Origin of the sequence: Pseudomonas sp. yb_5 (assembly GCF_043103865.1) — a bacterium.
Taxonomy (GTDB): domain Bacteria; phylum Pseudomonadota; class Gammaproteobacteria; order Pseudomonadales; family Pseudomonadaceae; genus Aquipseudomonas; species Aquipseudomonas putida_Y.
The window spans coordinates 1-10797 of sequence record NZ_JBICKE010000050.1; the positions used below are offsets into that span (position 1 = coordinate 1).

The window sequence follows — 10797 nt, forward strand, 5'->3', positions numbered from 1 at the left end:
CGACCACCGACATCGATCGCCGCGCAATCGGGATGGACGACGGTAAAGCGTTGCTTGGAAGGCTTGCGCGCCATGATGAATCCTCGCAGGATAAAGGGCGCGCGGGGCACACGGTGGCGAAAGGGTTCACTCTCTCATACGTGGTCACAGCTGAATCAGCTGATGCCTACAGGGACTTCACGCCGATACCGTGCGGATCACTCTCCCACGCGGGTGTGCGCACACACACCAGTGCTGGCTACGATCTCTGTCCCGCGCACACGAACCCTAACAAAGCAAAAGGCGGCTGGCCCTACCGGGCCAACCGCCTTTTCTTTTTCAACATGTCAGCGTCGCTGCGGATCTAAAGCCGTACACCTCATGTTTGCTGCGCGACAGCGCAGCCCGGAAGGGCTGGGTGATCTCCCACTGGGACTGCGTCAGTCTTCGCTGATGGTAATGCTCGGCATTGCTGGCGCCGCTGCTTCCTGCAGCACGATCCGCGCGCCCACCTGGCGGGCCAGTTCCTGGTAAACCATGGCAATCTGGCTTTCCGGCTCGGCGATCGCCGTCGGCTTGCCGCTGTCGGCCTGCTCACGTATCAGCATCGACAACGGCAGCGACGCCAGCAGGTCGACGCCATACTGGCTGGCCAGCTTCTCGCCGCCACCTTCACCGAACAGGTGCTCGGCATGGCCGCAATTCGAGCAGATATGTACGGCCATGTTCTCGACAACGCCCAGCACTGGAATGTTGACCTTGCGGAACATTTCCACGCCCTTCTTGGCATCCAGCAGAGCCAGATCCTGCGGCGTGGTGACGATCACCGAACCGGCCACCGGGACCTTTTGTGCCAGGGTCAACTGGATGTCACCGGTACCTGGCGGCATATCGATCACCAGGTAATCCAGGTCATCCCAGGCGGTCTGGGTGACCAGTTGCAGCAGCGCGCCGGACACCATCGGGCCACGCCATACCATCGGCGTGTTGTCGTCTGTGAGGAAAGCCATGGACATGACTTCCACACCGTGAGCCTTGATCGGCACGAACCACTTCTGCTCGCGAATCTGTGGACGGGTGCCCTCGGCGATGCCGAACATCACACCCTGACTGGGGCCGTAGATATCGGCATCGAGAATACCTACCCGTGCGCCTTCACGTGCGAGGGCCAAGGCCAGGTTGGCTGCGGTGGTCGACTTGCCCACACCGCCCTTGCCCGACGCCACGGCGATGATGTTCTTGACGTTGGCCATGGCTGGCACCTGTGCCTGGGCCTTGTGCGCGGCCACCACGCAGTCGATCGAAACCTGGGCGCCACTGACACCCTCAAGGCTGCCGATGGCGGTCTGCAGCACCTGGGCCCAGCCACTCTTGAACAGCCCTGCGGCATAACCCAACTGCAACTGCACGCTGACCTGCCCGCCCTGGATATCGATGGCGCGCACGCAGCCGGCGCTGACCGGGTCCTGGTTCAGGTAGGGGTCGGTGTACTGGCGAAGCACGCCTTCAACGGCGGCACGGGTGACGGCACTCATGGAGACTCCCATTGGCAAACTGAATGTAAAACAGCCGCCTATCCTAACCCGTCAATCGTCAGCAGATGCGCTTGCGGGGTGAAATATCTTCGCCAGCCCTTTATAGTGGCCGATCACCCTCATTTTTACCCCGTAGCCAGATAAGTAGCCGAGCCACCATGTCCGAGCCACGCCAGATTCTCGTCACCAGCGCCCTGCCCTATGCCAATGGATCGATCCATCTCGGCCATATGCTGGAGTACATCCAGACGGACATGTGGGTACGCTTCCAGAAGCTGCGCGGCAACCAGTGCATCTATGTCTGCGCCGACGACGCCCACGGTTCGGCCATCATGCTGCGCGCCGAAAAGGAAGGCATCACCGCGGAACAGCTGATCGCCAATGTCCAGGCCGAGCACAGCAGCGATTTCGCCGACTTCCTGGTGGACTTCGACAACTTCCACTCCACCCACAGCGAAGAGAACCGCGAGCTGTCGAGCCTGATCTACTCGCGCCTGCGTGAAGCCGGGCACATCGCCACCCGCTCGGTGACCCAGTACTTCGACCCGGAAAAAGGCATGTTCCTCGCCGACCGCTTCATCAAGGGCACCTGCCCGAAGTGCGCGGCCGAAGACCAGTACGGCGACAACTGCGAAAAATGCGGCGCCACCTATGCACCCACCGAGCTGAAGAACCCCAAGTCAGCCATCTCCGGTGCCACCCCGGTACTGCGTGACTCCCAGCACTTCTTCTTCAAGCTGCCAGACTTCCAGGCCATGCTGCAGCAGTGGACCCGAAGCGGCACCCTGCAGGACGCGGTAGCCAACAAGCTGGCAGAATGGCTGGACTCCGGCCTGCAGGAGTGGGATATCTCCCGCGACGCGCCGTACTTCGGCTTCGAGATCCCGGGCGAGCCTGGCAAATACTTCTACGTATGGCTGGATGCGCCGATCGGCTACATGGCCAGCTTCAAGAACCTCTGCGCACGCCGCCCGGAGCTGGACTTCGACGCCTTCTGGAACGAAGGCTCCAAGGCCGAGCTGTACCACTTCATCGGCAAGGACATCGTCAACTTCCACGCCCTGTTCTGGCCAGCCATGCTCGAAGGCGCCGGCTTCCGCAAGCCAACCGCGGTCAACGTGCACGGCTACCTGACGGTCAACGGCGCCAAGATGTCCAAGTCGCGCGGCACCTTCATCAAGGCCCGCACCTACCTGGACCACCTGCAGCCGGAATACCTGCGTTACTACTATGCGGCCAAGCTGGGCCGTGGCGTCGACGACCTGGACCTGAACCTGGAAGACTTCGTGCAGAAGGTCAACTCCGACCTGGTCGGCAAGGTAGTCAACATTGCCAGCCGCTGCGCCGGTTTCATCCACAAGGGCAACGAAGGCGTGATGGTAGGCGGTGATGCCGCGCCTGAGCTGACCGAAGCCTTCCTGGCTGCCGCCCCCTCCATCGCCGAAGCCTATGAGGCCCGTGATTTTGGCCGTGCCATGCGCGAAATCATGGCACTGGCCGACCGCGCCAACGCCTGGATCGCCGACAAGGCACCGTGGTCACTGGCCAAGCAGGAAGGCAAGCAGGATGAAGTCCAGGCCATCTGCGCCCAAGGCATCAACCTGTTCCGCCAACTGGTGATCTTCCTCAAACCGGTACTGCCGGTGCTGGCTGCTGACGCCGAGGCTTTCCTCAACGTGGCCCCGCTGACCTGGAACGACCACCTGACACGCCTGGAAAACCACCCGCTTAATCCGTTCAAGGCCCTGATGAGCCGTATCGAGCCGGCCAAGGTCGAAGCCATGATCGCTGCCAGCAAGGAAGACCTGCTGGCTGCCGAAGCCAATGCCCCGGCGGGCAATGGCGAACTGACCAAGGACCCGCTGTCGGCCGAGATCGAGTTCGATACCTTCGCGGCCGTCGACCTGCGCGTGGCGCTGATCGTCAAGGCTGAAGCCGTAGCGGGTGCCGACAAGTTGCTGCAACTGACCCTGGACATTGGTGACGAGCGCCGCAACGTGTTCTCCGGCATCAAGTCGGCCTACCCAGACCCGTCCAAACTGGAAGGCCGCCTGACCATGATGGTGGCCAACCTCAAGCCACGGAAGATGCGCTTTGGCGTATCCGAGGGCATGGTCATGGCTGCCGGCCCTGGCGGTGAAGAAATCTACCTGCTGAGCCCGGACAGCGGCGCCAAGCCAGGCCAGCGCATCAAGTAACAGCCCTGCGGGCCATTGTGGGAGCGGCCTGCCCGCTCCCACAATACGCAGGCCCCTTCATGTCAAACCCGGACAATCACCCTGATTCCCGGCTATCGTCATCTCATGAATGACTACATCCTGGTCCTGATCAGCGCCGCACTGATCAATCACCTGTGCCAGCTCCGACAGCCACTCTCCGGGTTGCAACTGCAGGTGCACGGCCTGGCCTGTGCCCTGTGCATTGCACTGGGCGTAATCGGCGCGCAACTGTTGGCGCACGCCGTACTTGCCCCGCTGCACATCCACGATCTTGCCCTGTTCCTGCTATTGCCTTGGCTGGCTTTGCTCGCCTGGGGCCTGCCCTGGCTACTGGCCAAGTGGCGCCCGGCCTGGCCCGTAGTGGGGTTGCCAGCGCTGCTGTTGAGCAATGCCGCAGCGCTTGGGCTGGCCCTGCAACAGGCAAGCGACGACGTCAGCTGGCCAACCACGCTACTCCAAGGCTTGCTGACGGGTGGCGGCTTCTGGCTGGCGCTGATGGTGTTCGCCGACCTGCACCAGCGCAGCGCCCACGCCGACATCCCCAATGCGCTGCGCGGCCTGCCCATCCAATTGATCGGTGCCGGGGTAATGGCCATGGCGTTTTCCGGCTTCAACGGAATGTTTGGCCAATGAGCAGCCCCGATCCGCGGCTACGCACCAGCATGTGCCTGGTCTTGCTCGCCTGCACGCCTGGACTGCTGGCGCTGTTGTGGCTGCATGGCTGGGGCATGGTGCTGAACCTGTTGCTGTGTGCCAGTGCCGCATTGCTGTGCGAAGCATTGCTGCTGGCACTGCGCAGTCAACCACCAAGCCAGGCGCTAAACGACGGCAGTGCACTGGTGACCGCCGTGCTGCTGGCGGCCGCCCTGCCCACCCTGGCGCCATGGTGGCTGCCGGTCATTGCGGCATGTGTTGCGATCGGCATCGGCAAGCAGGCCTATGGTGGGGTCGGGCGAAATCTGTTCAATCCGGCCATGGTGGGTTATGCGTTCGTGCTGCTCAGCTTCCCGTTGCAGATGAACCATTGGCCTGGGCAGGTCCCAGGCCTGCTCGACAGCCTGCAACAGGTGTTCGCTGGGGGCGAACGGATCGATGCCTGGGCCCGGCCGACATTGCTCGACGGCTTACGCCACAACCGCAGCCTGACCATCGACGAGCTGTTTGCCAGCCATCCGGGCTTTGGCAGCATTGGTGGGGCAGGCAGCGAATGGGTCAACCTGGCATTCCTGCTTGGCGGCCTGTTCTTGTTGCAGCGCAAGGTGATCAGTTGGCATGCGCCGGCAGGTTTGCTGGCAGGGTTATTGGTATTCAGCCTGTTGGGCTGGAACGGTTCGGGGTCGGACTCCAATGGCTCGCCTTTGCTGCACCTGTTTTCCGGCTCGACCATGCTGGCAGCATTCTTCATTGCGACCGAGCCAGTGTCCGGCCCCAGAAACGACTGGGCCAAGCTGTGCTTCGGCCTGGGAACAGGGCTGCTTATCTACCTGATTCGTACTTGGGGCAGCTTCCCGGATGGCACCGCGTTCGCCGTTCTGCTGATGAATCTTTTGGCTCCGGTACTCGAGCGCATGGCTGTGCAACGTCAGCAGGCAGCCCGATGAAGCGGGGGGGACGGGATGTGGGCCTGCTGCTGCTGACTGGAGTATTGGCAGTGTCTGCCACCCTGGCCTGGCGGCAGTGGACCAGCCCAGCCATCGCCAGCGCCGAAAAACAAATGCAAAGCCGCCAGCGGCTGGCCGTGCTGCCCGAAGGCAGCCATGACAACCAGCCACTGGAAAGCCCGCTGCCAAGGCCCGCCGCACAGCGGCCCAACAGCCGTATCCTGGCAGCTTACCGCGCCACTATGGCAGACAAGCCAAGCGCCATTATTTTGGTCACACAGGTGCAGGGGTATGCCGGACCAATCGTACTAAGCGTCGCCATCGCCACAGACGGCCGACTGATCGGCAGCCAGGTTGTCGAACAACAGGAAAGCCCGGGGCTTGGCGATCACCTGAGTGACCCACAGCTGCAGTGGCTGAAGCAGTTCGACAATCGCTATCTGGGCGATCACTGGGCACTCAAGCGGGACCAGGGTGATTTTGACCAATTGGCCGGCGCAACCGTAACCTCGCGGGCAGTGATCGCCGCATTGCAGGACGCGCTGAGTTATTTCGATGAACAGCGTAGTGTATTGCTGGAGGGCGCCGCACATGAATAGGTTTGGCCTGCTGGCCATGAGCATCGCGCCCCTGTTAGGCGCCACCCGAACGCTGGCTGAAGGCGCGGCCATCGGCCTGTGCGCAGCAGTGATGGGCTGCCTGCACCAAGTGTTGCTGGCACCCCTGCGTAAACGCGTGGCCAGCTGGGCATATCTACTGGCCAGCCTGCTGCTGCTGGCAGCCCTGGCCAGTTGTCTGCAGTTGGCCATGCGGGCCTGGCTACTACCACTGGCCATTGCTCTGGGCCACTACCCCGCATTGTTGTGCCTGCAATGCCTGGCCAGTGACCACCTGCTGCCAGACCAACGCCGCTGGCGCGCGCTGGCAAAGCACCTCGGGGCTGTCTTTGCCAGTTGCCTGCTGCTGGGCGCCAGCCGCCAATGGCTGGCTGACCATGCCGAGCTGCACCTGGCCAGCCTCGCGCCCGGTGCGCTACTGCTGCTGGGACTGCTGTTGGCCTTGTACAATCGCCTGCATCCGGGCTCTGCCCACCCACATCGTCAAGGAAAGCCCTGATTTCATGAATGCCGCCAAACGCCTGGAGATTTTTCGCAGGCTGCACGAAGACAACCCCGACCCAAAGACCGAACTGGCCTACACGACCCCGTTTGAACTGCTGGTCGCCGTGACACTGTCCGCGCAATCCACCGACGTCGGCGTCAACAAGGCCACTGCCCGCCTGTTCCCCGTCGCCAACACCCCCGAGGCCATCTATGCCCTGGGCGTTGAAGGCCTTAGCAAATACATCAAGACCATCGGGCTATACAACAGCAAGGCCAAGAATGTCATAGAAGCGTGCCGGCTGCTGATCGAGCGCCACGACAGCCAGGTACCGCAAACCCGCGAAGCGTTGGAGGCGCTACCCGGTGTCGGTCGAAAAACCGCCAACGTGGTGCTTAACACAGCGTTTCGCCAACCGGCCATGGCAGTGGATACCCACATTTTCCGCGTGAGTAACCGCACGGGTATCGCACCAGGCAAAACGGTGCTGGAAGTGGAAAAGAAACTGGTCAAGTTTGTACCTAAAGACTACCTGCTCGACGCCCACCATTGGCTGATCCTGCACGGGCGCTACGTGTGCCAGGCGCGCAAGCCAAGGTGCGGCAGCTGCAGGATCGAAGATTTGTGCGAGTACAAGCACAAAACCTCCGACGATTGAGCCAATAGCCAGAAACCACTCACGTCGATTGAAAAAATCTTTTTTACCAGCGTCTGCTTTCTGGTTATAAGGTCGGCCAATGGCCCCTTGGCTTGGAGCGACTCATGAGTACCGATAAAGACGACCTGTCGATCGATGATGATTTTGTTGCCGCAGACGATGACGCGGAACCACAAGTAGAAACCGCAAAGACCAACCTGAGCAAACGCCGCACCATCGACAACATGCTGGAAGAACGGCGCCTGCAAAAGCAGCTGGCCGATTTCGATTACGACCTGTAGTTCTGGTCCTGTAGTCATGGATCCATAGCCTTGGCAAAGCTTCCTGACTGGAGGCTTTGCCAAGGCCCGGGATCAGTTCAGACCTTGCCGTTGCGCCAGCTCGATCAGGTCAACCAGTGACCGTGCATTGAGCTTGAGCAACAGCCGCGACTTGTAGGTACTGACTGTCTTGTTACTGAGGTACATGCTGTCGGCAATCTCCTTGTTCGAACGCCCTCGCGCCAGCTGTTGCAGCACCGTCATTTCTCGCGCAGAAAGGCGATTCACCATATCCGTCTCGCTGCCCGCCCCCCTGCCACGTGACGCATGCAAGGCCTGGTTGGGGAAGTAGCTGTAACCCGACAACACAGCCTTGATAGCGCTAAGCAGCTCGGTAAGCTCCTGCTGCTTGCACACGTAACCCGCCGCCCCCGCCTGCATGCAGCGCATCGAAAAGTTGCCGGGGGCCTGCGACGTCAGCACCAGTACCTTGCTACCCGGGCTGAATGTCGCCATGCGGGCGATTACCTCCAGGCCATCCAGTTTCGGGATACCGATATCCAGCACCACAATATCCGGCAGGTGTTGCCGTGTCAGCTGCAGCGCAGCCACCCCATTGTCAGTCTCCGCCACAACGTCATACCCATGCCGCTCCATCAGCATGCGTACGGCCAGGCGTATGACCGGATGATCATCCACGATAAGCACTTTATTCATGCGATATCCATACATTGTTGTTGCTTTGGCACGCCACGATAACCGACAGGACGCCTGCTGGCGCGGCGATTTACCAGTGAAAGCCATTGACAGACAAAACCTACAGAACTTACAGAAACTTCCTACACACTATGACTATGGTTGTAACAAATAAATTTCTTATCACCGAAAGAAACGGTACTACCCACTGACATAAACGCGCCAGTTGAGTACTGATCTTCAGTAGAGGAGAACTTCCGACTCGAACGCGCTGAAAAGGCAACACAACGAGGTTCTCTGACGATCATTCCTCCCCCGGGAAACAATCCAGCCTTTAGTTGAGTACAGCGGTAAGGTAAAGATGGGCAAAACCGCTGGAGACGGCCCCTATGACCCAAGCACAACCTGTCGCCCCGCTGACGATCATTGCCATCTTCGCGGGGATTATCGAAGCCTCCGCCCTTGCCACACTGCCATTTCTCGGCGAGTCCAGCCAAAAGCTCTACACCTGGTTCCTGGTAGGTTTTCCATTCTTTCTGACAGCACTGTTTTTTCTGACACTCAACTTCAATTACAAGTCGTTCTATAGCCCGCTTCCCAACAACACAGCACACGACAACACACCAGCACTGAACAGTATGGCCACACCCGTTATTGCCAATGATGCCCCCGAGGCGATACAGGGCGAACCTGTCACATTCATGTTCTCCGGCCCCGACGCCTGTCGCATGATGGAACAACAACTCTTGCACGCACTTGCCCAACCGCCCGAGCCCGCGCGCGTCTGGCGCTTTTGTAATCTGGACAGACGTCAATGTGCGCAGCTTTCGATCAGCGCACTTGAGGGCGAAGATGTAAACCCTCGAAGTTGAACAACCCGCCTTTCCGCAGGCATAAAAAAACCCCGGATTGAGCCGGGGTTTTCGCACAGGCCAGCAATCAGAGCAGCGAACGGCCCTTGTTGGCGGCAATGCGCATACGCAGTGCGTTGAGCTTGATGAAGCCAGCAGCGTCTTCCTGGTTGTAGGCACCACCATCTTCTTCAAAGGTGGCGATGTTGGCATCGAACAGCGAATCGTCCGACTTGCGGCCCACCACGGTCACATTGCCCTTGTACAGCTTCAGGCGCACCACACCATTCACGTTGACCTGCGAAGCATCGATCATCTGTTGCAGCATCAGACGCTCCGGGCTCCACCAGTAGCCGGTGTAGATCAGGCTGGCATACTTGGGCATCAACTCATCTTTCAGGTGAGCGACTTCGCGGTCCAGGGTGATCGACTCGATGGCACGGTGAGCCTTGAGCATGATGGTACCGCCAGGCGTTTCGTAGCAACCGCGCGACTTCATGCCGACGTAACGGTTCTCGACGATGTCCAGGCGGCCGATGCCGTTGGCACCACCGATACGGTTCAGGTCGGCGAGGACGGTGGCCGGGGATTTCTCGACGCCGTCGATGGCAACGATGTCACCATTGCGGTAGGTCAGCTCGATGTAGGTAGCTTGGTCCGGGGCGTTCTCAGGCGAGACACTCCAGCGCCACATGTCTTCTTCGTGCTCGGTCCAGGTATCTTCCAGGACACCGCCTTCGTAGGAGATGTGCAGCAGGTTGGCGTCCATCGAGTACGGCGACTTCTTCTTGCCGTGGCGCTCGATCGGGATGCCGTGCTTCTCGGCGTAGTCCATCAGCTTCTCGCGGGACAGCAGGTCCCACTCGCGCCATGGGGCGATGACCTTGACACCTGGCTTCAGGGCATAGGCACCCAGCTCGAAGCGCACCTGGTCGTTACCTTTGCCGGTGGCGCCATGGGAAATGGCGTCGGCGCCGGTTTCGTTGGCGATTTCGATCAGACGCTTGGCGATCAGCGGACGGGCGATGGAAGTACCCAGCAGGTACTCGCCTTCGTAGACGGTGTTGGCGCGGAACATCGGGAACACGAAATCACGCACGAACTCTTCGCGCAGGTCATCGATGTAGATCTCTTTAACGCCCATTGCCTGGGCCTTGGCACGAGCCGGTTCGACCTCTTCGCCCTGACCCAGGTCAGCGGTGAAGGTCACCACTTCGCAGTTGTAGGTATCCTGCAGCCACTTGAGAATCACCGAAGTATCAAGGCCGCCGGAATACGCCAGTACGACCTTTTTTACGTCCGCCATGCCATCACTCCACGGGGTTGTACGGAAAGGTACCGATTCTACCGGCGTTGCGGATAAATTTACAGTGGGGCGACAGCTTCTGACGACAAAGCGACAGGAACTTTCGCAGGGGCGACGGGCGGTCGGCTGCGGGATGTGGCATGAGGACCATGGAGGGGCGTCGAGCCGCAGCGTGCATGCCTTGAGGAGTTCAGCGCCTGTGAGACCGAGCGCCGCCAGGTGTCCGCCTCGACACATTCTGCGCCTGTGAGACCGAGCGCCGCCAGGTGTCCGCCTCGACGCATTCTGCGCCTGTGAGATCGAGCGCCGCCACGTGTCCGCCTCGACGCATTCTGCGCCTGTGAGATCGAGCGCCGCCACGTGTCCGCCTCGACGCATTCTGCGCCTGTGAGATCGAGCGCCGCCAGGTGTCCGCCTCGACACATTCTGCGCCTGTGAGATCGAGCGCCGCCAGGTGTCCGCCTCGACGCATTCTGCGCCTGTGAGATCGAGCGCCGCCAGGTGTCCGCCTCGACGCATTCTGCGCCTGTGAGATCGAGCGCCGCCACGTGTCCGCCTCGACGCATTCTGCGCCTGTGAGATCGAGCGCCG

General features: G+C 60.7%; 12 protein-coding genes. 9 read left to right on the forward strand and 3 right to left on the reverse strand.

Annotated features, from left to right (window positions below; genetic code table 11):
- A partial coding sequence (locus ACF8GF_RS06185) for a hypothetical protein (RefSeq protein ID WP_392488116.1) occupies positions 1-347 on the forward strand: 347 nt, incomplete at its 5' end.
- 72 nt (positions 348-419) lie between these two features.
- On the opposite strand, the gene apbC is transcribed toward ACF8GF_RS06185, so the two are convergent.
- Positions 420-1514 carry an iron-sulfur cluster carrier protein ApbC gene (gene apbC, locus ACF8GF_RS06190; protein WP_176685346.1) on the reverse strand — a complete coding sequence of 365 codons (1095 nt, stop codon included), beginning with the start codon at positions 1512-1514 and terminating at the stop codon, positions 420-422.
- A gap of 158 nt (positions 1515-1672) precedes the next feature.
- On the opposite strand from apbC, the gene metG reads away from it, so the two are divergent.
- The 7 genes from metG to ACF8GF_RS06225 all read left to right on the forward strand — a co-directional run bounded on the left by metG (position 1673) and on the right by ACF8GF_RS06225 (position 7374).
- Complete coding sequence (metG, locus tag ACF8GF_RS06195) at positions 1673-3712, forward strand: methionine--tRNA ligase (RefSeq protein ID WP_176685347.1); 2040 nt, start codon at positions 1673-1675, stop codon at positions 3710-3712.
- Between the two features lie 105 nt (positions 3713-3817).
- A complete protein-coding gene (locus ACF8GF_RS06200; RefSeq protein WP_176685348.1) occupies positions 3818-4366 on the forward strand; it encodes an Rnf-Nqr domain containing protein in 549 nt (182 codons plus the stop codon).
- Positions 4363-5334: an RnfABCDGE type electron transport complex subunit D gene (locus tag ACF8GF_RS06205; protein ID WP_339443729.1), complete on the forward strand. Its 972-nt coding sequence runs from the start codon at positions 4363-4365 to the stop codon at positions 5332-5334. Before ACF8GF_RS06200 ends, ACF8GF_RS06205 begins: the two co-directional genes overlap by 4 nt.
- Positions 5331-5933, forward strand: coding sequence for an RnfABCDGE type electron transport complex subunit G (locus ACF8GF_RS06210; RefSeq protein WP_392488353.1), 603 nt, complete (start codon positions 5331-5333; stop codon positions 5931-5933). Before ACF8GF_RS06205 ends, ACF8GF_RS06210 begins: the two co-directional genes overlap by 4 nt.
- On the forward strand, positions 5926-6450 hold the full coding sequence (locus tag ACF8GF_RS06215; RefSeq protein ID WP_176685351.1) for an Rnf-Nqr domain containing protein: 525 nt from the start codon (positions 5926-5928) through the stop codon (positions 6448-6450). The genes ACF8GF_RS06210 and ACF8GF_RS06215 overlap by 8 nt, the downstream gene beginning before the upstream one ends.
- Positions 6451-6454: 4 nt before the next feature.
- On the forward strand, positions 6455-7093 hold the full coding sequence (gene nth / locus ACF8GF_RS06220; RefSeq protein ID WP_143494696.1) for an endonuclease III: 639 nt from the start codon (positions 6455-6457) through the stop codon (positions 7091-7093).
- 104 nt (positions 7094-7197) lie between these two features.
- Positions 7198-7374, forward strand: a complete 177-nt coding sequence (locus ACF8GF_RS06225; protein ID WP_003254937.1) for a PA3496 family putative envelope integrity protein — start codon at positions 7198-7200, stop codon at positions 7372-7374.
- A 72-nt stretch (positions 7375-7446) separates the two neighbouring features.
- Here the strand turns inward: ACF8GF_RS06225 and ACF8GF_RS06230 are convergent, their stop codons facing one another.
- Complete coding sequence (locus tag ACF8GF_RS06230; RefSeq protein WP_003254939.1) at positions 7447-8070, reverse strand: response regulator transcription factor; 624 nt, start codon at positions 8068-8070, stop codon at positions 7447-7449.
- A 368-nt stretch (positions 8071-8438) separates the two neighbouring features.
- Between ACF8GF_RS06230 and ACF8GF_RS06235 the strand changes: the two genes are divergently transcribed.
- The gene (locus ACF8GF_RS06235) at positions 8439-8921 is read left to right on the forward strand and encodes a hypothetical protein (protein ID WP_209967711.1); all 483 of its coding nucleotides are present in this window, start codon (positions 8439-8441) and stop codon (positions 8919-8921) included.
- A 67-nt stretch (positions 8922-8988) separates the two neighbouring features.
- Here the strand turns inward: ACF8GF_RS06235 and ACF8GF_RS06240 are convergent, their stop codons facing one another.
- Complete coding sequence (locus tag ACF8GF_RS06240) at positions 8989-10206, reverse strand: argininosuccinate synthase (RefSeq protein WP_021781974.1); 1218 nt, start codon at positions 10204-10206, stop codon at positions 8989-8991.
- Positions 10207-10797: the final 591 nt, after the last annotated feature.